This is a genomic window from Paenibacillus polygoni (genome assembly GCF_030263935.1).
Lineage (GTDB): Bacteria > Bacillota > Bacilli > Paenibacillales > Paenibacillaceae > Paenibacillus > Paenibacillus polygoni.
The window spans coordinates 323,795-347,983 of record NZ_CP127162.1 but is presented as its reverse complement, the minus strand read 5'-3'; the positions used below and the strand labels follow the sequence as shown (position 1 = coordinate 347,983).

The window sequence follows — 24,189 nt, the reverse complement described above, 5'->3', positions numbered from 1 at the left end:
TCAGCTTCTGCAATCGCCAGAAGCTGATGAGTCCGGGTTCCTTTTTTATTACTCATTATTTAGCGTCTTTCCGTGTTCAACTCATGTGAAGTTTGATAGAGTTCTTTAATCATTTGTTGTAAAAACATGCTTTGCTGTCTTGTAATGCCCTTTTGATTTTCCCGAATTAGCAATTGTTCAATATTTTTCTTCAGTAGTTCACTGCGACGTTCCAACACTGCTAGACTCATGTTTCTACATACACTCCTCTTAATTACTCTAATTTAGTAACGCTCCTAGCTGCTAAGATGAGAAGAACTTTTGTTTAAAAGAACTTCGTTATTAGCAACATCGATATTACCATAAGTATACAGAAGGACGGGGTACAAAGGAAAATTGCATTCTGCGTAAGAATACAGCATAACAGGAAGTGAGCAAGGTTGACTCTCTCCTATCGCCTTTTTCCATACACATCCTCCCATATCCTTAAAATCACGCACCATGTTTCTATTTCCCCCTTCTTCAATGGGCTGAAACTAATCCCTTTCTTTCAATTAGAAGGTATAATAAAAATAGTTAGTGTTTTTATATGATTTCCCCTGTGATAAGGAGTGCTGCTGCACATGAGCTATAAACATATAAAGTGGATGATTCTTATCATCCCGACGATTACGGTCGGTCTGTGGGAATACATTAGACACCAGTTTCTTATGCCCTATCTCTCAATGGAGGCCGGCAATTGGCTGACACCTGTCATTATTTATCTTGTCAGTGTAACCCTGTTAAATAAATTATTTCAGGTCATGGAACGTGCTCAGGCTGAATTAGAGAAAGAAAAAGCAGCAAAGTCTGCTCTTGAGGCTAGAGAACAATTAGCAAGGGAATTGCATGATGGGATTGCTCAATCTTTATTTTTATTATCGGTACAAATGGATAAAGCGGACCGCAATTTGTCTGGTTCTGCTCATCAAGGTGAACTGCGAGATGCAAGAAAAACAGTACATGAGATTCATCATTATGTGAGACAAGCGATTGCTCAGCTCAAGATTCCAGAAAGTACCAGTGATCTTCCTACACACCCGCAGCAGATGCTTAGACAAATTGAGGATTTGATATACACCAGTCGTCTGGAATCGAAAATCAGCTGGAATATACCAGATGAGGACCTAACCACGAAAGAACAAATTGAACTGATCGCTTGTATTAGAGAAGCTGTTCTCAATGTCCGAAAACATGCCAACGCTGGTTTTATTCAAATAACGGGTCAAGGAAATAAGACATCGTGGACCGTATCCATTATGGATGACGGATTAGGGTATAAAGGTGACCCTTGGGATCGACCGGACCGATATGGTCTCCGGATTACGAAAGATCGGGCCGCTGAAATGGGCTGGGATTTTGCTTTTTATAACCAAGAACATGGCGGGACGTGTATGACCATAATGAAAGGAGGACCTGATTCATGAACAATACACGAGTACTCATCGTAGATGACTCTGCTCATGCGCGGGCAGCGATCGAGGCTATTTTATCTGAGGATCCCTCATTTGAAATTGTAGGGAAGGCGACCAGCGGTGAGGAAGCACTCCAGCTTACTGAGGAATGGATGCCTGACCTCATTCTGATGGATATCAGAATGCCCGGTATGGATGGGCTGGAGGCAACGAGGCTGATCAAGCAGCGCTATCCCTATGTCATCATCGTGATGGTAACCGTCTCGGATGATGTGACCCATCTGTTCGAAGCACTTAAACAAGGCGCTCAAGGCTACCTATTTAAGAATCTCTCTTCCTCAACCTGGTTGGAATACCTGAGAGCCACTGTATGCGATGAAGCCCCTTTCAGTCAGGAGCTTGCGTATCAGATTCTGCAGGAGTTCCCCAAAACGATGAAAACGGACGATAACCGTCCTCCCTTAACAAATAGAGAAAGGGAGATTTTGAACTGGGTTGCCTCTGGAAAAACGAACCGAGAGATAGCGGATGCGCTTGGGATATCCGATCAAACCGTTAAAAATCATTTAAAAAACATTTTACAAAAACTACAGCTAGAAAATCGGGTCCAGCTTACCCGTTATGCCATTGAACAAGGACTGGTGGAGCGAGATTTCCCCAGGTAAAACTTCAAAAAACACAATAAGAAAGCAGACCTCATTCATTCGTTGAGATCTGCTTTCTTTATGTTATCTATATAGCGGATCCTTGATCCTTCTCCACTATCATAATATAAATTCCTTTTGAAGCGAGATTCTGCATACATTCTTCCATATAGTCATCATTATGTTCTTCATAACGACCATACTCATCCAGTGATTCGGTATACTCCACTTCCCATCGCTCGCTCTGCTTTCCGCGATACAACGGGTCTTCCCATAGAATATCAACGTTGTACCCTCGGTTTTTCATTTCTTCAATGATAAGCAGATGGTATCTAACTAACTTCATGGGATGATATTCAAATACATAATTTACGGTAGCATGCTTCTTCCCCCAGCCCTTTCCGCGGAGAGCGCAGCACTCACGATGCTGACCGAGCAGCTGTGCTCTGGGGAGCTTACTAATCAAGTCTTCATGCCATAGACGCATAATATAAACCCCTTCCTTTATACAAGAAGGATTTGTAGGACGGTAAGTACAACACCAATTAAAAATCCAGTAACTGCCCCGTTTATTCGAATCCACTGCAAGTCCTGACCCACTTTATCTTCGATCATTTCAATCAGTGTTTCATTATCCATTCGATCCACATTTTCTCTTACCAATGTTCCGATCTTGGAATGATTGCGTTCTACAAGATGTGTGACACTGTTTACGATTTTCTCATTAATACGCTGTATCAATTCATCGTTAGCCTTCACTTCGGAAATCAGGGAATCAATGATCGGCAGAACATGCTCGGATACATATTTCCCATCTTCCATATATACAAGTGCCCGATCGCGCAGCTCCTGCATCTTATGTAAGACGGTCATCTCCGCATCCCAATTCTCAAGGAGCGAGTCTTTCCAATCACTTAGTCCAGCGACCACTTTATCTGAGTGTGCCAGTCTGATCAGCTGTCCTCGTATACCGGCTAACACCTGATGACGATTCGGGTGTCCCTCATATTTCAGATCCTGAACCTGTTCGTATAAGAAACGTTGCAGTATGCCGCCAAGGCGTTCTTCATTGAGATAACCCATAAGTGCATTCATGGCAAATTGCATAAGCCCGTTCACTTGCACAGAGTTCAGAGCCTTCATACCGATTTCACCGAGTGTATATAATGCTTCCGGTTTCGTAAGCCATGCCTCAGCTTGGTCCAGCCCGTAATCAAGTGCGATTTTATCATAACCCTTGCTGGTAATCTGCTGTTCTGCTTTGGATAGCAATGAGGATACGTCCATTTCACCAATCTGACGTTTCATTTCATTTGCTACGAGTGGAGCAATACGTTCAAGAGGAAGGGTAGCTACAATCCGTTTAGCGATGATATCAATTGCACCCTTGGTTCCTTCTGACTGCAGCTCTTTCTCTGCCATTTCAAGGATCATTTCACTGATCGGCATCCCAGATATTTTAGCGGAGATACTTTCCTTGTTCAGTAAGTTATTCTCCACAGCGGACACGAGGCCATCGGTCATCTTGTCCCGGTTCTTGGGAAGCAGTGCAGTATGCGGGATCTTTAAACCGAGGGGATGACGAAATAATGCGGTGACTGCAAACCAGTCTGCCAGTCCCCCCACGAGGCCCGCTTCAAACGCCCCAACAAAGATCTTCCCTGCTATGCTTCCATGAAAAGGCAAAGAGGCAGCAAACCCAGCACCCATGATGACTAAGGACCATGTCGCTGCTTTTTTTGTCTGTTTAACCATATTTCTAGACTCCTTTATATATATCTTAACTTTTTCATTTACTGACATTATTTACTTAAATGATTCCACGATATGCTAAGGTTAGTATTCATCTTATCACCACAAACGTTATATTCCAAACCTGCCATAGTAAAGCTCTCTAAAACGATGCTACTTTCAGCTCTATACGAAATTAATACTCCTACTTAAGCCCTCAGTTCCCATCTTGTTTTATGTATGTAAAGTACGATTTATTTAAAAAGACAGCGCTTTCACTAGACTTGTAATGGAGAAGAACCCTATAATAAGCTCAAGAAAGGATTCTTAAAAAACTTTCCTTCTTTTCTCATTAAATTCTAATGTTGCTCTTTCTCTATTCTCATTTAGCAAAGGTAATATGAATTTGTAAGCAAGTGAGACATGAAGAAACAAACGTGTTGTTGAATAGGATTCCTGATTCTTAGTGAATTCCTACATTTTTCTGATTTGCGGCGATTCGTTGATCAGCATTTGGTGTTATGTGATTACATGAATTTTCATTGAGAGGGGAATATTATTATGCCTGATAATAAAATTGAAGAGTTTGAGGTAGAAAAAGTATTCGAAAACCGTTTGCATGAGCGTCTAGCCTTTACTTTTAAAGTAAAAGAACAAGAATTCAAAGGTCATTATCATAATGAAGAAATTCAATGGCTTAACCCTAGCCCTATACAATTACTTGATGAGAGTACAGTAGAACGTATTGAAGCAACAGTTCATTCCTTTATGCAGCATTATCTCGTTCTAAATGACATTCAGGATATTGAAATTACACCTGTATTTGAGGATACTCCGCATGAACGTCATAAAATTTGCATTCATGTACAAGGTGAGGATTACAAAGGTTTGGTACATAATGGAGAGATTCAGTGGTTCCACCCACAACCATTGCAGAACCTCGCAAAAGACACCGTTGAGGCTTTAGAGTCAGAAATTCATGAAATAGTAGAACAACATGAACAGGAAAAGAACGTAAAATAAATCAGATTCAATAAGATAAATATCAAAAGAGGAGACCTCTCTAGAGAGCCTCCTCTTTAATCATGCTATAAAGACTTAAGAAGCACAACTTTCGCACTCTTCAATATGGCCTGATGCATCCATTATTTTCAGGAGATTCCCTACAATTACATCTTCTATTTCCGTAAATTCGAGGTCAGCAATCCGATCACGAATCGCATCTCTTGCCTTCTCTTCTGATTCGGCAACCCAGCTGAATTCACTTATAAATCCAGTGGATATTAGTTCATATTCGAACAAATAACGGTTCATGTAAGTCCCTCCATTCTATATGATCCTACCCTGATTCACATCATGAATAAAAATAAGATAAGCTCCATTTTATATGGTTCACTCTACCTTGTCCACTTTTAAAAAGACCCCCTAAATTATGCAGGAGGTCCTTTTGTAGTACTTTCTTTACTTATATGTTTTGGAATGGTACCTGCTGGGAGCGGCCCTTCCATACCCAGATAGTAGTGACGAATGGGCTTTAGCTCTTCATCCAGTTCATAAACCAGCGGTATTCCCGTTGGAATATTTAAATTGATTAGGCCATCGCCTTCTAGGTTATCCAAATGCTGAATTAAAGAACGCAGTGTATTTCCATGAGCTGCAATAATAATATGCTTGCCCGAGCTTAGACTAGGCGCAATCCGTTCCTGCCAGTAATCCAGCACCCGCTTCTCGGTATCAAGTAAATTTTCGGTGCGCGGATATTCTCCTTCTTTCATCGCCTGATACTGCGGAAGAGCAGCTTCGTATCTAGGATCATCAAGGGAAAGCTCAGGAGGACGCACATCAATAGATCGACGCCAAGATAAGACCTGCTTCTCTCCATACTTTGCGGCTGTTTCTGCTTTATTAAGTCCTTGTAAAGCTCCATAATGCCGTTCATTCAGTTTCCATGTCTTATAGACAGGAATCCACATCATATCCATTTCGTGAAGAATGATTCCTAATGTGCGAATGGCGCGCTTGAGATAAGATGTATATGCTTCATCAAATACATACCCATTTTGCTTCAGAATGAGTCCTGCCTGCCTTGCCTCTTCAAGCCCAGCCTCCGATAAATCGACATCAGTCCATCCTGTAAAGCGATTCTCCAAATTCCATACACTTTGACCATGGCGGACCAGTACAATCTTAATCATTCATTCCCCTTCTTTCTGGCTATACATGTATACTCTTTACAAATTACCCTATTCAGATTCTTTCATAACTTACCCCGGATAATTCTCTCTTATAAATGAAAGGGAGCCTCCAACTAGGTTTGATTATACTTGACATAAACATTGCTCTGATCCCAAGAGGTATTGTATGATCTTAGTTGTATTTACTATATAATTCCTATTTGGATTCTGTGCTTTTTCAAACAAAAAGAATGATTTCGCTGGTTCCTGAGCCAGCTTATTTTCGAAGTGTCCAGCATAATCATAAGGAGTTGAATATCATAGTAAAGAACAAAATAACAGCACCATTGCTGTTCATGTTCCTGCTTTCTTTTACCATACTTCTCTCAGGATGCAATAACTCGGATTTATCTGATGAGACCATTGATCCAGCAGAAGTATATGACACGGTTGCCGTCATTAAAGAACGCGGAAAAGTAATTGCCGGGGTTCGATTCGATACACGCCTGTTCGGACTAAAAGATTCTAAATCAGGCAAGGTAGAAGGTCTCGATATCGACATCGCAAGAAAACTCGCTAAAAAGATTCTAGGGGATGAAACAAAAGTAGAATTAAAAGAGGTTACTTCCAGCACTCAGATCCCCCTGTTAAAGGATGAACAAATTGATGTCATCATTGCGGCAATGTCGGTTACAGAAGATCGTAAAAAGGAAGTCGATTTTAGCGATGTCTACTTCTATGCGGGTCAATCACTCCTTGTACCAAAGGGCAGTCCGATTACGGGGTTAGACTCTTTGTCCTCCAATACTAGGGTGATCGCTGTCAAAGGCTCTACTTCCGTGAAGAGCATAAAGGATAAGGCTCCTGAAGCAAAAGTTGCCGAATATGATGATTATCAAAAAGCATTTACTGCTCTTCAGTCTGAAGAAGGAGATGTACTCACCGCAGATAATTCTATTCTGCTTGGAATGATGCGCGAGGATGCTAATTATGAAATGGTTGGCGGGCTTTTTACAAACGAGTCTTACAGCATAGCCATTCATAAAGGCGACCAAAAGATGGTGGATACCGTGAATGAAATGTTAAAAGAATTAAAAGAAAGTGGAGAGTATACGAAACTCTATGAGAAATGGATTGAATAGCCCCTAGGGAAGCCAATTAGTATGCGTCTCCATGAATCTGTCCATACTTCTAACAAAAAGGAGGACTTAGTCACGTGAACACATTTATGATTGCTGGCTTTATTCTATTTCCCTTTGTACTGAGCGGACTTTCGTTACTATATAAACCGTTGCAGCGCCTGCTGCACTTTATCGCGTTATTCTGCATTTATCTTGCAGGTATTTCACTTCTGCTTGCTGTTTATCATACCAATGCGAGCGGAACTACATTTACTACTCAGGTCCATCATATCCTGCTAGACCCGATGCTGCTTATTCCTGCTGCCTTTTTAGGGATCTACATTCCCTTTCTCATCATTACTTATTTACTTCTTCCTAAAAAAGTAAAGAAAAATACTGATTAATGTTTGCATTTCCAAGGGAAACCATGCATAATGAAATTATTGATAATGATTATCATTATTGTGAGTTATCTACCGTAGATAACCTGCACATTTTATTATAAAGGGGACTTAAGGATAGAATGAACATATCGGCAACCAAAACGGATTTGAAACTTGACGATTACTTGGACCTTCTCAATCTGGCAGTGTCCATTGGCGATGAAAAATGGCAAAAAGAAATTGTACGTAAGTTGTCCTATACTTATCCTTCCAGTAAGCTGGTCTCAAATAAATAATTCCCTTCTATTGTAGAGGAGCTAATCCTCGTTCTAGAATAAAAACATAGAAAAAGACACCAGCTGGTGTCTTTTTTAGTTGCGTTATGATTCGCTAAGTTACATGCGGCAAATTTTTGGCGAGCAAAGATTCCCTGCCTGGCAGCCGCATATCTGATGCAGCTCGCTTATTTCACGAACAAGAATCCGTCCCTGCGATACTTCTACGATCCCTTGCTCTTTCCAGCCGCTAAGCGTCTTCGTTACGTTCTCTCTCGTTGCTCCGATAAGCTCGGCTATATCTGCATGATTTAATTTTTTCGTAATCAGAATTCCTTCGGGTGTCATTTTTCCGTAGCTATTACATGCTCTTACGAGTACCGAAGCGAGCGCGCCCGCTTTACCATTCATCAAAAGATCGCGCAGTTTATACTGGAGTATACGCTGTGCAGTTCCCATCAAGCGGATAAATTCGAGGGCCATCTCTCCGTTTTGGCTGAGGTAGACCTCCAGATTCCGAACCATGATGACACCCACTATACCTGCTTCTACTACCTCTGCTTCAAATCCGTGGAATTCGCCTTCGATTCCTCCGAATTCACCTACCAGATCATCTGCCTGCATGAACGAAAGAATAATTTCTTTTCCGTCCTCATTCGTCTTTGTCAGCTTCACCCGGCCCGACTTCATGTAGTACAGCGCCTCTACCTCATCACCTTCGTAAAACAGTCGATCTCCGACATTGATCGATTTAAGCTGCATCAAACCTTGGAGACCTTTTTTCAGTTCAGCTTCCCCTTGGCTAGTCTCATTCCCTCCGCACATGGTCACCTCTACCTCACGTCCTCTTCTGGCTAATACTAATGTCATCTTAAATCGCCCCTCGCTCTTCTAATATCTCTATTGTACTTAATCCCCCCATATTACGGATCAGGGAAACACCTGATAAAAGTGCTAAAATTCCCCTAACTTTCTAATTTGGCTAGGTTCTAGTGACATATTTCACAGCCTCTTTCTCGGAAACGAGTAATCTTAGGTTCATAAATCTAACCAAAGGATGTGATGATGATGCAATGCTTATCCCCTGCAGAAGAGTATATTGTAGAGCAGCTGCAACATAGTCTACATGCTGACTTCACCGCCATCTTGCTCCTCTCGAAAACAGACGGAAAGCTGCATGTCATCTTTCAGATGGGAAGCCGCAGTAAGCGCACATCAAAAATCGCTTTTAAAACAAATGAAGGTATTGCAGCCCCTGTCTTTAAGTCAGGCCGCAGTTTTATCTCAAGTATGAATTCAGAACCTGCATCTCTGCTGTTTCATACCTGTCCCCTCTTACTTGCAGAGCGGCTTACCAGCATTATTTCTGTTCCACTCTTGCAGGATCAAACCCCTGTTGGGATTCTGATTACCGGTCTAAGAAACCACTCTCGCCCCTTTCATCCAAGTGAGATCCAGATGGTAGAGCGAGAAGCCGATCAACTCTCCACTTCTATGACAAACATACTGAATGTAATCTGACATGGTGAACTATTTATGTAAAAAAAACATTGCTTAGTTCTCTTTTTTCATAAAGATCGGGTGCAGCCCTATTCTAACTGTAGTAAAATGTTAACTACATCACACCGGACCTTGAAGGAAAGGGAGGAAACCATTTTGATTCGTATCGTAATTGCTGACGACCATATCGTCGTACGATCAGGACTATCTGCTTTGCTGCAAGGAAAGAATGATATTGAAGTCATTGGAGATGCGGCAGACGGAGACGAAGCGATAGCCAAAGCAGAAGAGTTAAACCCGGATGTTGTACTCATGGATTTCAGTATGCCTCCTGGCAAGGATGGACTTACTGCAACCGCTGAACTTAAACAAAAGATGCCTCATGTCGGCGTATTGATTCTAACCATGCATGATGATGAAGAGTATTTATTCCGAGCCATTCACGCAGGTGCTTCCGGTTACATACTCAAAAGTGCTCCTCATGAGGAGCTCATTGCAGCCATTCGCTCTGTGGCAGATGGGACTGCCTATTTATATCCAAGTGCAACAAAGAAATTAATGAAGGAATACTCTGATATGATCCGCCGGGGAGAATCGGATGGTCCTTATGAAACACTATCTGATCGCGAAAAAGAAATTATGGCTTGGATTGCCAAAGGGTATTCTAATAAGGAAATTGCAGAGCAACTTATAATCAGCGTCAAGACGGTTGAATCCCATAAGAGTAATCTTATGGATAAACTCGGTCTAAAGAGCAGGCCTGAGCTCGTCAAACTTGCAATGAAAAAGGGGCTCATGACTTATGACTGATACACAGAGCTTTACATCTCCTTTTCAGAACTATTCTATTGATAAACTAATAAATGAAGTAGAGCACCATATCGAGAATGATACAGTGAAGGATGAAGTGAAAAGTGCACTCCAGGAACTGACCGATCTTAAGATTGCTCTAGATGAATCCTCGATTGTCGCTATGACAGATACAAAGGGGAAAATTCAGTACGTAAATGATAAATTTTGCGAAATATCCAAGTACTCAAGAGAGGAACTACTCGGACAGGATCATCGTATTATCAATTCAGGATACCACGATACTGCCTTTATGAAGGAGCTCTGGACGACGATCCGTGAAGGAAGGGTATGGCAAGGGGAAATCCGTAATACAACCAAGGACGGGGAATTCTACTGGGTTAATACCACGATTGTGCCGCTGATGGATGAACATGGGAAACCTAAAAAGTATTTGGCGATTCGTAACGAAGTAACGAGGCTGAAGCAGACAGAAGCTGAGCTGCAATCGATGATGACCAAGGTCATTCGGATTCAAGAAGAGGAGCGGAAACGTTTCTCTAGAGAGCTTCATGATGGAATTGGGCAAAGCCTCTACTCTCTTGTAATTCAACTGGATCAGCTTACTTCTAATGAGTCGGTTGATAAGTCTGACTTACAACCTCTGCGCGAACAGGTGACTGCGATTATCGAGGAAGTAAGAGGTCTAGCTTGGCAGCTTCGTCCTTCGGTATTAGACGATCTTGGTATCGTTCCTGCGATCCGTACCTATATTGAGAAGTTCATAGGTTATTATGGTATTGATGTCTGCTTTGAGTGTCACTTACGTCGCAGATTACCTCATAACCTGGAGCTGGCAATCTATCGGATCATTCAAGAAGCGCTGACTAACATTGCCAAACATGCCGATGCAGAGGAAGCGAAAGTCACGATTGATGATCGTGAAGCGAAACTGCTCGTCACGATCAGTGATAATGGAGAAGGCTTTACCGTTGGAGCAGCCGGCAGTGAAGCTGGTGTCGGCCTTTTTAGTATGGAAGAAAGAGCAAGAAGTGTTGGCGGCACGCTGACCATCACATCTACTCCTGGAGAAGGAACAAGCATTACCATCATTTTTACTAAAGAGTAATATCCATGCGATAAACATAAGAACCAACAAAGTCAGTCCCGTGTCAGATTTAACTGGAGGCTTGTTGGTTCTTTTTATTTACTTTACATACTGCTTATATAGAGGAGGAGATCTCCATTAAAACGGTATCTAAAAAAAATGTTTTTATCTTAGTGGCTGCCATAATTGTCCTAACAAGTATTTATGTCCTAATGCAACCCAAAACAAAAATGGATATAAATAAGTTTTCTGAGTTTTTGCTATCTTCATCGGTTTACTACAAGGACATGAAGGAACTCAGTATTGAAAGAATTGAGGAACATTACAGTGGAGTGACCCTCTCTGATGTTTCCAGCGCAAAAGTTTTCGTTAGCACAGATGACACTACCAGAGAATTTGCAATACTCGAAGCAACTAGCACACATAACGCCGATATGATTCAAAGTGCGCTAAGCTCCTATTGCAATGAGCTTGTAAGCAAATATGAAACACAAGATTCGGAGGAATATGATCGCCTGCAGGGTTATTCCATTCGTAGAACAAGAAATTATGTAATTTTAATAATTAGTGACAGCTATGGCAGCGGAAATAAACTTGTTGATTCATATTTTGATAAAATTCATTATGACAAAAAAGAATGATCACTCAAATGATCTAAAGCAATCATTCTCCCAAATCTTTGTACTCCAAAACATCAGCTCTTCGGTCCATTGGATCGGGGGGCTGATTTGCTTCACAGATGTTCAGATATACAAATAGAAAGGATTATATTATATAAATGGACAAATCGAGCAGAAATGATTGACTCATCTTACGAAAAGTTATAAATATAGATATATAAATTACGCAAAGTTTGTTTCGAAATAATGAAAGGTGGTCTAATGATGAGTAAAGATCGGATAGATCAGGTTTTCTCACCTGAGATCCCCCGCATGCATAACCTCGATGAGATTGATCGCAAAATACTAGCAGCCCTGCATCAGAACAGCCGTATATCCTATACTGAGCTTGGTCAGCAAATCGGCTTATCCCGCGTTGCCGTTCAGGCCCGAATTAATGCTTTGTCCGAGAAGGAAGTCATCGAACGCTTTACGGTTGTGATTAATCCAGTGAAAGTGGGTTTATCTGTATCAGCCTTTTTTAATGTAGATATTGAGCCGCAGTATTTGGATGAAGTGGCAGAGAAGCTTGATCAAGAGCCGGCGGTTACTAGCCTCTATCACATGACAGGTCCGAGCACGTTACATATGCACGGTATTTTTGCAGATATGGAAGAGATGGAACATTTTCTACTAGAGAAAGTATACAAAATGCCCGGGATTGTAAAAGTAGAATCCCAGCTGCTGCTCAAACGCTACAAGAGCCGCATGGGCATGCGCTTATAGGAGGAGACCTCAGTAATGAACTTACAGCCTTACAAAGAACTAGCCATCGGAATGATTAGAACTGGTATTTTGGGATACGGAGGCGGACCCTCTGTTATTCCCCTCATCCGCTATGAAGCAGTCACCCGCTATAAGTGGATGGAAGATGAAGAATTTGGAGAAACCCTCGCACTTGCCAACGCCCTGCCTGGTCCGATTGCAACGAAAATGGCAGCGTATCTTGGCTATAAGCGAAAAGGAATCTCCGGTGCTATTGTCTCGGTGCTTGCTCATATCTTGCCATCGAGTATTGCCATAGTTGCTCTGCTCGGGGTGATGTACACCTTAAAAGACTCCAAATATATTGCAGGAATGATCGCAGCGGTAAGACCTGTTATCGTTGTCATGCTTGGTATTATGGCTTATGAATTTGCCCTGAAGGCATGGAAAGGTCTTGGAAAAGGGTTTGCTGTCTTGTTCGGAGTTCTTGCCTTTGTCCTGCTTCAGTTGCTGCAAATCCACCCAGGGATTGTGGTAATGCTCTTCCTGGTTTATGGCATGTTCCATCTAAACCTCGTGCAGCGCTACAAACGGGACAAACAAAGCGATAAAGGGGTGTCATAAACCGTGGAGCAACTACAAACATGGTGGGAACTGTTTTGGGGATTTTTCGTAGCCAATGTGCTTGGTTATGGAGGCGGTCCTGCATCCATTCCACTTATGCAGGAAGAAGTCGTCAATCATTACGCTTGGATGACAAATGAACAATTTGGTGATGTGCTCGCGGTAGCAAATGCTCTTCCTGGTCCAATTGCGACCAAAATTGCTGCGTTTGTCGGGTACCAAGTAGCCAGCTGGCCTGGATTCATCATCGCTACCATTGCTACTGTCGTTCCTTCTGCAACTGCACTTATTCTACTGCTTAGCTTACTTAATAAATACCGTACATCCAACGTAGTAAAAGGAATGACACTGCTTGTTCAGCCTATCATTGCTGTCCTCATGCTCTTACTGACATGGGAGATGGGGATTGTCTCGATCGAGACGATTAATATGTGGCAGACTTTACTTATTTCAGCGATTGCACTCTTTATGCTTACAAAAACAAAGATTCATCCCGCATTTGTTATTCTCATCGCATTTGCCTATGGAGCAATCGTCTTATCTCATACAATTGTCTAAATGATATCTAAGATAGAAAAAGGCCGCTACCCCTTTAATTGATACGCTCCCATCATAGTAGACAGTAGAAAAAACAAAACTTCTACCTCTATCATGATGGGAGTTTTTGTAATGTCTAAAAGAAGCCCAATTCCATATGAAATTAAGATTCAGGTTGTAAGACGTTGCCTGCAGCATGAATCCAATCCCAACTACGAGGCAAAACAACTGGGGATCCATAAAAGCACGGTTACCGAATGGATAAGAAAATATCAAGCAGGTGAAGTGGAAGGTTTAAAAAAATCGAAAGGTTGGAAAGCTTACTCCAAAGAGTTACGACTGGCGGCGATACAAGATGCACTTTCTGGTGAACACTCTGTACGATCAGTGGTGAAAAAGTACCATATTTCGAGTAAATCTGTGTTAGAGAGCTGGATTTCCAAGTATACTGAAGGGGCGAAAATGAAACCAACTCCGAAAAGGATGGGATCCCCTCATATGAATAAAGGACGGAAAACGACTTACGAAGAACGTATTGAAATTGCACAATTCACCATCGCCCATGATTTAGATTACCAGAAAGCCATCGACAAGTACGATGTCTCTTATCAGCAAGTCTACGCCTGGGTTCGTAAATATCAAACGAATGGTCACGAAGGGTTAAAAGACCTCCGAGGTCGTAAAAAACCGCTAGAGGAGCTAGATGAACAGGAAAGATTAAAGCTTCGGATTAAGGAACTCGAAGCGCGTAATGAGTACCTTGAAATGGAGAATGCACTCGCAAAAAAGTTGGCAGAGATCCGGCGAAGAAATACACACTAACCTACGTTCGGCATGCAGACATCTATCAAGCGATTAAGGAACTGCATGGCGAAAAGGGATATGCACTCACCAAGCTCTGTGAGCTCGCAGGAATCGCCCGATCTGCCTATTATAAGTGGCTGAAATGGACGCCATCCACCAGGGAACTCGAAAATCTTAAACTCGCCAAGGAAGTCAAGTGTCGCTATGACAAACGAAAAGGGATACTCGGTTATCGCCAAATGCGTATTCAGTTAAATCGCAAACTAAAAAAGGCTACAACCGTAAACGCTATTACCGTATCATGCGCGCCCTTGAACTAAGGGCAGTGATTCGCAAAAAGCGGCCAAATTACGTGAAAGCTCCAGCCCTTCATATTGCAGAGAATGTCATGAACCGAAAATTCCAAGCGGATGCCCCTAACCAAAAGTGGTGCACCGATGTAACAGAATTAAAGTACGGAAATGGCCGTAAGGCCTATTTGAGTGCCATTATTGACGGATATGACAACTCCGTGGTGTCATGGGTACTCAGCCATTCCAATAACAATGAACTCGTTATGAATACAGTAAAGAAAGCTTACAAAAGGAACCCAGGTGCTAAGCCACTCTTGCACAGTGATAGAGGTTTTCAATACACCTCACATGAATACCAACGACTTCAAAAGAAATACAAGTTTAGAACAAGTATGTCTCGTGTAAGTCGGTGTTTGGACAACCAACCTATTGAGCGATTCTGGGGTACCTTTAAAACAGAAAGCTTTTATCTGGAGAAATACGATACATACGACAATCTCCTTCGTAGTGTAAGAACTTATATCCATTATTACAATAATTTTCGATACACCGAACGACTTAACGGCTTATCCCCTAACGAATATCGGCAAGCAGCATAACTAAGAAAAAATAATCCCCTCAGCTTTGATAACCGAGGGGATTGAACATTTATAATTTTGTTTTTTTATCTGTCTACTTGACAGGGTGCACTTCACTTTATATTGTTAGATGTTTACTCCGTAACGACAAGGCTCACTTTTGATTTCTTGCCGGCAAAGCTGACCGTAATCGTTGCTTTTCCTTTTCCAGTTGCCCGTATGGTACCGTCTTTTACGCTAGCGACCGTGATCCTCGAAGAAGTCCACATCGCTGGCTTCGATACGTCTGCCTCAGAACCATCTGCATAGGTTGCTTCAGCTGTAATTTTTACTGTTTGTCCTTTTTTCAGTGTCAAGCTCACTTCATCGGTCTGCAAGTATTTGAGTGTATCTACATCGACGGGTACACTTTCTGACTTGCTGCCATATTTAACTGTAATCTTCGCTTTTCCGTAGTCTACTGCTTTCACTTTCCCCTTGCTCACGGTAGCGACTTTATAGCTGTTCGTTTTCCATTCTGCAGCGTCTGTCACATCACGTGTAGAACCATCGCTCAGCATTACATTCAGCGTCAGATCTATCGTATCGCCTGATTTCAGAGAAAGAGAAGACTCCGAAATTTCCATGCGTTCAATGACGTCCACTTCTACTGCAATGGTTACCTTCTGATCACCATATTCAGCGGTAATATTGGTCTTGCCCTTGCCGTAAGCAGTAATTAAGCCTTTCTTCACATCTGCTATACGGGCACTGCTTGATTTCCAGGTTGCATCATTGCTTACATCCTGCTCATTCCCATATTCATCAGATGCGGTCAGCTTCAGTTGATACGTTTCTTTGGAGAGCAGCGCTACGATCGGCACGTCAGCCTGTAAGCCGCTTGCTAGTCCTACTTCTACCGTCATGGTAAGGGTTTTACCTTGATATTTTGCCGTAATGGTCGCTTTACCTGTCTTTATTCCTGTAATTAAACCACCGGATGTAACCTCAGCAATCTTCTCATTGCTTGAGCTCCATTCCGCTTTATCGGTTACGATTTCCTCACGATCTTCTGTGTAAGTAGCGATTACATTCGCTTGGAGGGTTCCGTCTACAGGAACTACCCCTTTTTTGCTTGCCAGTGCTACCTTGGTCGGAATGTCTACGCTAACTGCTGCCTCAACCGTTTTACCGCCATAGGTTGCTTTTACCGTCGTCTTCCCTGACTTATATGCCGTAAGATTTCCATTCTCTACATAAGCAACACTTTCCTCACTTGATGTCCAGGTTGCCTTGGTCGTTACCTCTTCGGTTACACCGTTTGCGAAGGCTGCCACTACTTTAAACGTATGGGTCCCGCCTACTTTGAGTCCAAGTTCTTCCTTATCGATATCCAAATGGCGAGCAACTTCTACATCCACTGGAATTTCTACTGTCTGATTGCTGTATTTTGCGGTAATCGTTGCCGATCCAGAAGCATTCGCATACACCTTACCATCAATGACATCTGCAATCTTTACATTACTTGAAGTCCATACCGCTTTTTCAGTTACATTGACCTCAGTATCATCAGGATAAACAGCCGTTAAATCAATTTGTTTGGTTTCGTTTATATTCATGAAAAAGCTTTGTTCGCTCGCAACCAGCTTACGCGTCTTATCTACATCCACTTCAAGTGTGGTCGTCTTCGTACCGTATTCCGCTGTAATGGTTGCTGTACCTGCCTTGTAGGCTACAATATTTCCTTTAAACGCATCAGCGACTTTCTCATTACTCGAAGACCATACGGCGTCCGCTGTAACATCCTTTGTCTCGCCATCTGGATACGTAGCTGTCAGGACTACTTTCTGTTGGTCCTTTTGCTTTCCATCTTTTAAGAGCAGGGATAACTGCGTATGGTCCATCTCAATTCGTCTGACAACTTCGACTCCAACCTCAATCGTCACAGTTTGTTTGCCAAGTTTTGCTGTAACGGTTGCTGTACCTGCAGATAAAGCACGTACGGATCCGTTAACTACAGTGGCTACTTTGTTGTCCGAAGAAGTCCACTCGGCGATGCTCGATGCATCCTGTTCTGTGTTATCTGTATAAATTGCTTTAAGAGTAACACTTGCTTCCTGTCCTATACGCAGATCAAGTGCTTGTTTATTCTTCGTTAGTGCCTTTACTTTCTTTGTTACTTTTACATTCACAGCCTGTGACTTACCGTCGTATACAGCAACAATGGTCGCCGTACCTTCGCCTTTCGCTGTAATTGTCCCGTTATATACGGAAGCTACCGAACTATCATTACTAGTCCAGTTTGTGCTAATGGTTACATTATTAGATTTACCATCACTATTGACCGCTGTTGCTGTTAGTGTACTGCTGTCCCCGATCTCCAAACTTAGTGAATCCGTGGACAAAACCAGTTTGCTGATCTCCGCGTCTGCTGCGGACGCCACGTTTACGGATACAAGCCCTGTTGTCGTCATGATGAGAATGAGTGCCATAAATGCTGCCATTACTTTTGCCAATCTTTGTTTTATCATGATTTCCCCCCATATCTGCCTGAGTAGTCTTCTTCTTTTGTCGGTTAGGGAACTATTGATGTTTAGATTTTAAGCACTTTTTATTTATTAATTTGGTGAAAATATTCAACCATCTCCTCATTTTTTTCATTAAAAAGTCTACTATTTAAAAAAAATCTAATAAAAATTATAAATTTGTTTCTTATATCTAACATTTGATGTGTATAATAGCTAATGGTGCCATTTATTAATATCGTAAAAAAAGGGAGTTTTCAAAAACATGATTCAAAAACTGGTATTCTGGACTGTTGGGGCTGCTGTCCTTGTCAGTATCGTTGTTTTGTCTATTATTTTCTCAAGCGGTGTTCTGCCACCTTTACGTTAAAGACAATTCATAACTAGATAAGAGTAAAGAGCAGCGATGAACTGCTCTTTTTTAATGCTTATTTTTAGCACGATATAATCACCAGAGATGTATAGATGTTAATTCATAAAAAACCAACATAACATTCCACAAAAATCCACATACGTTTACGTATGTGGATTTTTGCTAAATAGATGAGCCAAAACTCAATTTTTTATTCAACTTCTAATATATCTCAGCGTATGAAGGTAACTTACACTGTCATAATAGATAGTATATGTCTCGAAAGTGCATACTTGTCTGTATAACTATACCAACCATATAATACATTCAGTCCCCTGTGAAAAAGACATATAGAAAGGAGAAATATATAAGAAGAACTAGCATAAGCGGGCTATAAGGTGAGTGAGCGAGAGTTTCTCCTCTTATCTACTACATTCAGAACAATCCCCCCCACTGTGTCCTGTTTCTGAGTTTAGATCAAAAAATGATTATTAAAGTAAAGTTTACTTACAATCTGAAATGAGGTTTTATGAAGATGAAAAAGTTTAAAAAGCCAGCTATGCTTACAATGACAGCGGTATTGATGAGTGCATTATTAGCTGCTTGCGGAACCGCGCAGGAAACAAAGCCTGTAGAGGAGCAAAACACTTCTCAACAACAACAACAAGAGTATGAGCTGAATTTTCAGCAAATTCGAAATGCGACAATCACCTTAGAATATGGTGGTCAAAAGTTCTTAGTTGATCCGATGCTGTCTAAAAAAGGGGAATTTGATCCTTTCCTTCCTGCCGAAAGAGATGATCGCAATCCACTCGTTGAATTACCAATGTCCGTTGATGAACTTCTTGAAGGGGTAGATGCTGTCATTATCACTCATACACATGAGGATCACTTTGACCAAGCAGCAAAAGATCAACTCCCTAAAGACATTAAGATGTTTATGCAAGATGAAGAGGATGCTAAATTAGCCAAAGAATTAGGATTTACGAATATTGAAGTTATGGAAGAAGAAGTAGCGATCGACTTTAATGGAGTTGAAATTACGGAAGTAGATGGTCGTCACGGATATGGAGAAACAGCAGAACTCATGGGAAATGTGATGGGTGTTGTATTCCAACATCCAGAAGAAGAAACTGTGTATTTAGCTGGTGACACTGTTTGGTATGAAAAAGTAGAAGAGATCATTGATACCTATACACCAGAAATTATTTTGCTAAATGGCGGTGAAAACCATTTTACTGGTGATGGTCCTGTTGGCAATCTTATTATGGGTAAAGAAGACATTTATGAAGTATACAAGGCTGCCCCTGAAGCAACCATCGTTGTTAGCCATCTAGAAGCAGTTAACCATTGGGGACTGTCCAGAGAAGAATTAAAGAACTTTATTAACGAAAAAGGAATCCAGTCTAATGTGTTGGTACCCGATGATGGAGAATCCTACTCATTTGGAGAAGATGCAGTTAATAACTAGGCACTGCTAGTACATTCTAGTGTTCCAAAGCAAGATAGGTATAGTAACTTCGAGTTATTATACCTATCTTTTTTATACGTGTAACATACTAGACAGTGGATTGTGTTTCTTAATGTTTTGTATAGATAGATACATTTTGTAATTCCCATAATCAAGAATTTTATTAAGAAGAACATTTAAATGTTCTTGAGAATTCACCTTTATTTTTAAATGGTAACAGCCTTCACCCGATACTCGGTGAGCTTCTACTATCTCTTTTTGTTCATTAATAAAAGATATAAATGATTCGTGATTCGCTGTTTTCATATAAATAATGATAAATGCGGTATAAGAGAACCCTAATTTCATTTCATTTACGATTAGAGAGTAGGCTTCAATTACACCACTTTGCTCCATTTTTTTTATGCGATTCCCTACTGCTTGTCCCGTCATATGGATTTGCGCTCCTAGGTCCTTCCATTGAATACGTGAGTTTTCGGATAGTAACCGGAGGATCTGAACATCGATGTTATCAAGTTCCATAGTAACTTCCTTTCATCATGAAATTATTAGATATCAAAGTTTTTCATCAAAGTATCGATAAAAATCATGAACTTATTTATCATTGATTATACTTAAACTATTAACGAGGTGGAAAAAATGAGCACAGCTTTAATTATTGTAGATATCCAAAATGATTATTTTCCAAATGGAAACATGGAATTAAGTAACCCTGAAAAAGCAGCAGCGAATGCAGCTAAAATCCTGGAGTGGTTTAGACAAAATAACAAAGATCATATTTTCCATGTACAACATGTCGCAAGTGACCCAGGGTTAGGCTTCTTTCTACCGGATACAGAGGGAGTTAAGATTCATGAATCAGTTCAACCATCGGAACACGAAAGTATCGTCATCAAACATTTCCCTAACAGCTTCTTAAATACAGAATTAGAGCAACAATTAAAAGAAAAAGGAATTACCAAGTTAGTCGTTGTAGGTATGATGACACATATGTGTATTGATGCAACAGTTAGAGCTGCCGTAGATCTAGGTTATGAAACTACACTTATTGAAGATGCTTGTGCAACAAAAGAATTAGCATATCAAGATAAAATCGTACCTGCTGAAGAGGTTCATTATGCATTTGTCGGCGCTCTTAACGGTATGTACTGCAATATAGTTTCGACTGCAGACTTCCTGCAACTGAATAACTAATTAAAAAGAGTGGTTAAAGAATGAACCCTCTCTATTAGATAAACTTAAGCCCCAACTGGACGATTGCTGTGAACAGCCGGACCAGTTAGGGCTTTTTTTTGTCCTTCATTTGCCATAAAAAATGCTCCCTAATCACCCACTAGAATATAGGGTTAACCAAAGGGGTTCCAGTGTCTACTCTAAAGGTTAGGTATACTGCAATTATCTAGCTAGAGCTTCTATGTTCATTAATCTTCTTTATATTGTTCTCCCCATTGACACATCTCCTGAATGAGCGGCCAAAGCGTTTGTCCCTTTTCAGTTAGACTATATTCCACTTTTGGAGGGATCTGTGGATATTCCTCCCGATGAATTAAACCATCATTTTGCATTTCTTTTAGGGTGGTACTAAGGGTTTTATAAGTAATTTTCCCTAACATACGTTGAAGTTCGTTATACCGAACAGCACCGTTTTGTGATAAATGATAAATAATAAGCAGTTTCCACTTACCGCTAATAATCGATAAAGTGTATCCAAAAAACGGTTCCTTGGACTCCTCTTTATTCGTATCTGAGTCATTACTATTCATATCCACGCTATCCTCCCAGATAGTATAAGTTAATAAGTTATATACGCATTCTTTATTATGTATTAACTATATTATAAGTCTATAGTCTAGTAAAGCGGGTCTCTTAAATGAAGATACATCTTATACCCCAAATTTTAGTATGTACATAGATAGCTTATCAATACATGAATGCGCCAGTCATACTAAGTCTCATTTTATAATTCTTATTTGTGAGACAAACACTATCTATTTAGATAGTATATGTCTTAAAAGTGCATACTTGTTTAAAAGAATATACGACTTATATAATACACATAAATCCTAGAACATCAGGATAAGAAATTGACGAACCCTATTAGGAGGACAAATTAAATTATGTTATTACAACAGAACAATATAGATATATTACTTCAGAAAATGGAAGAAGCGGATGCGATCGTGGTTGGCGGAGCTGCTGGTATGTCGGAAGCTGCTGGATACAGCTACTATCAGACTGGGGAGTTATTCAATAAGCATTTTAGAAAATTTGCCGAAAAATATGGAATTGAAAATTTATTCTATGGATTTTATCATCCTTTTCCAACAAAAGAGGAACGCTGGGCTTACCTGGCTACATTATATCAGAAGGGTGTACATGAGCTTGAAGCTGGTCAGCCCTACCTTGATTTAGAAAAATTGCTTAAAGGCAAAAATTATTTCATTGTGACAACGAATCAAGATGCACAGTTTTCTAAGGTTTTCCCTCAAGATAAAGTTGCACCGATTCAAGGGGATTCCCGTTATTTTCAATGTAACGATCGTTGTCATGACCAAGTTTATTTTAATAAAGATATGGTTGAAAAAATGTATGAAAACATGGAAGGAACAAGAATACCTACCGAGTTGATTCCAACTTGTCCAAAATGCGGTGGCGATATGGAGCCATGGGTTCGCTCCTATGTATTTTTAGAAGGTACTGCTTATCGAACCGAACTAAAAAAATATAATGAATTTCTCATCAAAAACAAAGATAAAAAGGTACTGTTTCTAGAATTAGGTGTTGGAAAGATGACTCCGATGTTCATTAAAGAGCCATTCTGGAATATGACATATCACTGGCCGGATGCCTATTATATTACGATTAATCCAAACGATGCAATATTGCCCGTAGAGCTGATGGATAAAGGACTTGCGATTCATGAGGACATTGCTCAAGTATTGAAAACCGCTGTGAAAGAACAAGAAAAACGAGCAGGAAATATCGAATAAGTACAGTTTCGCACCTACTAGAATCAAGTATTTAAATTGGAGGAACGTATGAAAGAAACATATGCAGCAGTTTTAAGAAAGATTGAAGAAGCTGACAGCATTGTCATTGGTGCCAGTAACGGCCTTGCTATTTCAGGTGGCTATAATATTTTCGCAGAGAATGCGGCATTTATAGAGAATTTTGGTGATTTTTGTGAGAAGTACGGCATTCGCAGTATCCTGCAAGGCGCCTTTTATTCTTTCCCTTCTCAAGAAGAAAAGTGGGCATTTTTTAGCCGGATGTACATGTACTTCTTAGAGAACGAGGAAGTTAGTCCTGCAATGAAAAACCTATATGAATTAGTAAAAGATAAAAACTATTTTGTTATTACATCGAATACGGATGCCCACTTTGAATTGGCAGGTTTTTCAAAAGAACGTCTTTTCGAATTTGAAGGGAATTGTCGTAAGTTACAGTGTTCTAACAGCTGTCATGATGATATTTATTCAGGTGATCACGTATTACGTGAAATGGCACAAAAACAGCAAAATGGAAAAGTACCTTCCGACCTGATTCCACAGTGTCCAAAATGTGGCGGTCCGATGCAAATGCATGTAGAAGTTGACCGTAATTTCTTAAGAGATCCATCTTGGCAAGCGAGCTATGATGCGTATCAGAATTTTATTAAGACCGCTCATGGTAAAAAATTAGTATTGCTGGAACTAGGCGTAGGTTTTAGAAACCAGTTAATTAAAGCACCATTTATGAATATTACAAACAACGAGGAAAACGCGACATATATTACGCTGAATAAAGGAGAAATTTATATTCCGCAAGAAATTGCCTCCAGATCAATTGGAATTGATGGTGATATTTCTGCCGTATTAGCGCAATTAGTTCAGCTGAAATAAACCTATAGATGGGAGAGTAATTATGCTGTTAGCAAACGTAGTACACGAGCCAATTTTCCATCCAATTAAAGAATATTACGAACGATGGTATACATTCATGGAGGAAAAAGTCGAGTTTTGGCTGCCAGATAGTGAATGGCATACAAAAACGCACAGTGCACGTGTGCTGTTACTTGCTCTTATCATCGGGCACCAAAATGGAATTCGAGATGAAGGACTAGATGCCCTTGGTATGGCGGCTGTATTCCATGACACTCGTCGCTTGGATGATGGTATTGATCAAGGGCATGGTAGCCGGGGAGCAGCGTATTACAAAGACTATTGTGAGGCAAGCGAATTACCCTATGATGAAAAAACATATTTTATGATCTATTACCATGACCAACACGATTCACTTGGTTTGTCAGAGATTGAGATTTCCTCTAATGATCATGAAAAGGCTAAACTGCTCTATCAAATTTTCAAGGATGCCGATGCACTGGATCGTTTTCGTTTAGGTCCAAACGGTTTAGATGTGAATTTTCTTCGGACGGAAGAAGCACGCCGACTCGTTGAGTTTGCTAAATATCTCTTACGTCAAAGTAAAGAAACTAAAATTTAATGTCTTAAAAAACGCTGTATAA

Annotated in this window: 28 protein-coding genes and 1 pseudogene; 20 read left to right on the top strand and 9 right to left on the bottom strand. The window is 40.6% G+C overall.

All coding sequences use genetic code 11. The annotated features are described in order from the left end of the window. Positions 1-59 precede the first annotated feature (59 nt). Positions 60-230, bottom strand: a complete 171-nt coding sequence (locus QPK24_RS01775; protein ID WP_191799918.1) for a hypothetical protein — start codon at positions 228-230, stop codon at positions 60-62. Between the two features lie 372 nt (positions 231-602). Between QPK24_RS01775 and QPK24_RS01770 the strand changes: the two genes are divergently transcribed. Then, positions 603-1,445 (top strand): sensor histidine kinase, encoded by an 843-nt coding sequence (locus tag QPK24_RS01770; protein WP_285745660.1) that lies wholly within the window; start codon positions 603-605, stop codon positions 1,443-1,445. Further along, complete coding sequence (locus QPK24_RS01765) at positions 1,442-2,098, top strand: response regulator (RefSeq protein ID WP_285745658.1); 657 nt, start codon at positions 1,442-1,444, stop codon at positions 2,096-2,098. The genes QPK24_RS01770 and QPK24_RS01765 overlap by 4 nt, the downstream gene beginning before the upstream one ends. A 67-nt stretch (positions 2,099-2,165) precedes the next feature. Here the strand turns inward: QPK24_RS01765 and QPK24_RS01760 are convergent, their stop codons facing one another. After that, complete coding sequence (locus QPK24_RS01760) at positions 2,166-2,564, bottom strand: TIGR02328 family protein (protein WP_285745656.1); 399 nt, start codon at positions 2,562-2,564, stop codon at positions 2,166-2,168. Positions 2,565-2,581: 17 nt separating this feature from the next. Continuing rightward, positions 2,582-3,832, bottom strand: a complete 1,251-nt coding sequence (locus QPK24_RS01755) for a DUF445 domain-containing protein (protein WP_285745654.1) — start codon at positions 3,830-3,832, stop codon at positions 2,582-2,584. Between the two features lie 537 nt (positions 3,833-4,369). Between QPK24_RS01755 and QPK24_RS01750 the strand changes: the two genes are divergently transcribed. After that, positions 4,370-4,831, top strand: a complete 462-nt coding sequence (locus QPK24_RS01750; RefSeq protein WP_213533113.1) for a hypothetical protein — start codon at positions 4,370-4,372, stop codon at positions 4,829-4,831. A gap of 75 nt (positions 4,832-4,906) precedes the next feature. On the opposite strand, the gene QPK24_RS01745 is transcribed toward QPK24_RS01750, so the two are convergent. Continuing rightward, positions 4,907-5,122 (bottom strand): hypothetical protein, encoded by a 216-nt coding sequence (locus QPK24_RS01745; protein WP_160035944.1) that lies wholly within the window; start codon positions 5,120-5,122, stop codon positions 4,907-4,909. Positions 5,123-5,238: 116 nt separating this feature from the next. Then, positions 5,239-6,003: a 2,3-diphosphoglycerate-dependent phosphoglycerate mutase gene (gene gpmA, locus QPK24_RS01740; RefSeq protein ID WP_213533115.1), complete on the bottom strand. Its 765-nt coding sequence runs from the start codon at positions 6,001-6,003 to the stop codon at positions 5,239-5,241. Between the two features lie 335 nt (positions 6,004-6,338). Here gpmA and QPK24_RS01735 point away from each other — a divergent pair, with 335 nt between their 5' ends. From QPK24_RS01735 to QPK24_RS01725, 3 genes are all read left to right on the top strand, one after another. After that, complete coding sequence (locus tag QPK24_RS01735) at positions 6,339-7,124, top strand: transporter substrate-binding domain-containing protein (RefSeq protein ID WP_285749014.1); 786 nt, start codon at positions 6,339-6,341, stop codon at positions 7,122-7,124. Between the two features lie 74 nt (positions 7,125-7,198). Next, positions 7,199-7,507 (top strand): hypothetical protein, encoded by a 309-nt coding sequence (locus QPK24_RS01730; RefSeq protein WP_213533117.1) that lies wholly within the window; start codon positions 7,199-7,201, stop codon positions 7,505-7,507. Between the two features lie 119 nt (positions 7,508-7,626). Next, positions 7,627-7,782 (top strand): hypothetical protein, encoded by a 156-nt coding sequence (locus QPK24_RS01725; RefSeq protein WP_201450736.1) that lies wholly within the window; start codon positions 7,627-7,629, stop codon positions 7,780-7,782. A gap of 99 nt (positions 7,783-7,881) precedes the next feature. Here QPK24_RS01725 and QPK24_RS01720 read toward each other — a convergent pair whose 3' ends face one another. Next, the gene (locus tag QPK24_RS01720; RefSeq protein WP_213533119.1) at positions 7,882-8,631 is read right to left on the bottom strand and encodes a Crp/Fnr family transcriptional regulator; all 750 of its coding nucleotides are present in this window, start codon (positions 8,629-8,631) and stop codon (positions 7,882-7,884) included. A gap of 192 nt (positions 8,632-8,823) precedes the next feature. On the opposite strand from QPK24_RS01720, the gene QPK24_RS01715 reads away from it, so the two are divergent. From QPK24_RS01715 to QPK24_RS01675, 9 genes and pseudogenes are all read left to right on the top strand, one after another. Then, complete coding sequence (locus tag QPK24_RS01715; RefSeq protein ID WP_285745646.1) at positions 8,824-9,282, top strand: GAF domain-containing protein; 459 nt, start codon at positions 8,824-8,826, stop codon at positions 9,280-9,282. A 135-nt stretch (positions 9,283-9,417) separates the two neighbouring features. Next, on the top strand, positions 9,418-10,071 hold the full coding sequence (locus QPK24_RS01710; protein WP_283771281.1) for a response regulator transcription factor: 654 nt from the start codon (positions 9,418-9,420) through the stop codon (positions 10,069-10,071). After that, the gene (locus QPK24_RS01705) at positions 10,064-11,179 is read left to right on the top strand and encodes a PAS domain-containing sensor histidine kinase (protein WP_285745643.1); all 1,116 of its coding nucleotides are present in this window, start codon (positions 10,064-10,066) and stop codon (positions 11,177-11,179) included. The genes QPK24_RS01710 and QPK24_RS01705 overlap by 8 nt, the downstream gene beginning before the upstream one ends. Positions 11,180-11,370: 191 nt before the next feature. Next, entirely contained in the window at positions 11,371-11,799 is a 429-nt protein-coding gene (locus QPK24_RS01700; RefSeq protein ID WP_285745641.1) for a DUF4358 domain-containing protein, read from the top strand. A 240-nt stretch (positions 11,800-12,039) separates the two neighbouring features. Continuing rightward, positions 12,040-12,543 carry a chromate efflux transcriptional regulator ChrS gene (locus tag QPK24_RS01695; RefSeq protein WP_285745639.1) on the top strand — a complete coding sequence of 168 codons (504 nt, stop codon included), beginning with the start codon at positions 12,040-12,042 and terminating at the stop codon, positions 12,541-12,543. Between the two features lie 15 nt (positions 12,544-12,558). Beyond that, positions 12,559-13,146, top strand: a complete 588-nt coding sequence (locus QPK24_RS01690) for a chromate efflux transporter ChrB (protein WP_213533128.1) — start codon at positions 12,559-12,561, stop codon at positions 13,144-13,146. Between the two features lie 3 nt (positions 13,147-13,149). Next, positions 13,150-13,704, top strand: coding sequence for a chromate efflux transporter ChrA (locus QPK24_RS01685; RefSeq protein ID WP_285745636.1), 555 nt, complete (start codon positions 13,150-13,152; stop codon positions 13,702-13,704). Positions 13,705-13,815: 111 nt separating this feature from the next. Further along, positions 13,816-14,505: a helix-turn-helix domain-containing protein gene (locus QPK24_RS01680; protein WP_285745634.1), complete on the top strand. Its 690-nt coding sequence runs from the start codon at positions 13,816-13,818 to the stop codon at positions 14,503-14,505. A 265-nt stretch (positions 14,506-14,770) separates the two neighbouring features. Then, positions 14,771-15,379: pseudogene (locus QPK24_RS01675) on the top strand (IS3 family transposase); the annotation flags it as partial. 113 nt (positions 15,380-15,492) lie between these two features. Here the strand turns inward: QPK24_RS01675 and QPK24_RS01670 are convergent. Next, positions 15,493-17,868, bottom strand: a complete 2,376-nt coding sequence (locus QPK24_RS01670) for an Ig-like domain-containing protein (protein ID WP_285745632.1) — start codon at positions 17,866-17,868, stop codon at positions 15,493-15,495. Between the two features lie 1,022 nt (positions 17,869-18,890). On the opposite strand from QPK24_RS01670, the gene QPK24_RS01665 reads away from it, so the two are divergent. Further along, entirely contained in the window at positions 18,891-19,685 is a 795-nt protein-coding gene (locus tag QPK24_RS01665) for an MBL fold metallo-hydrolase (RefSeq protein WP_213533235.1), read from the top strand. Positions 19,686-19,757: 72 nt separating this feature from the next. On the opposite strand, the gene QPK24_RS01660 is transcribed toward QPK24_RS01665, so the two are convergent. Then, positions 19,758-20,207 carry an Lrp/AsnC family transcriptional regulator gene (locus QPK24_RS01660; RefSeq protein WP_285745630.1) on the bottom strand — a complete coding sequence of 150 codons (450 nt, stop codon included), beginning with the start codon at positions 20,205-20,207 and terminating at the stop codon, positions 19,758-19,760. Positions 20,208-20,324: 117 nt separating this feature from the next. Here QPK24_RS01660 and QPK24_RS01655 point away from each other — a divergent pair, with 117 nt between their 5' ends. Continuing rightward, a complete protein-coding gene (locus QPK24_RS01655; protein WP_285745628.1) occupies positions 20,325-20,879 on the top strand; it encodes a cysteine hydrolase family protein in 555 nt (184 codons plus the stop codon). A gap of 227 nt (positions 20,880-21,106) precedes the next feature. Here QPK24_RS01655 and QPK24_RS01650 read toward each other — a convergent pair whose 3' ends face one another. Continuing rightward, a complete protein-coding gene (locus tag QPK24_RS01650; RefSeq protein ID WP_285745626.1) occupies positions 21,107-21,448 on the bottom strand; it encodes a winged helix-turn-helix transcriptional regulator in 342 nt (113 codons plus the stop codon). A gap of 354 nt (positions 21,449-21,802) precedes the next feature. On the opposite strand from QPK24_RS01650, the gene QPK24_RS01645 reads away from it, so the two are divergent. The 3 genes from QPK24_RS01645 to QPK24_RS01635 are packed head-to-tail and all read left to right on the top strand — an operon-like array spanning position 21,803 to position 24,167. Beyond that, the gene (locus QPK24_RS01645) at positions 21,803-22,675 is read left to right on the top strand and encodes an SIR2 family NAD-dependent protein deacylase (RefSeq protein WP_285745625.1); all 873 of its coding nucleotides are present in this window, start codon (positions 21,803-21,805) and stop codon (positions 22,673-22,675) included. A gap of 48 nt (positions 22,676-22,723) precedes the next feature. Continuing rightward, positions 22,724-23,566: a Sir2 family NAD-dependent protein deacetylase gene (locus tag QPK24_RS01640; RefSeq protein WP_285745624.1), complete on the top strand. Its 843-nt coding sequence runs from the start codon at positions 22,724-22,726 to the stop codon at positions 23,564-23,566. A 22-nt stretch (positions 23,567-23,588) separates the two neighbouring features. Then, entirely contained in the window at positions 23,589-24,167 is a 579-nt protein-coding gene (locus tag QPK24_RS01635) for an HD domain-containing protein (RefSeq protein WP_285745623.1), read from the top strand. Positions 24,168-24,189: the final 22 nt, after the last annotated feature.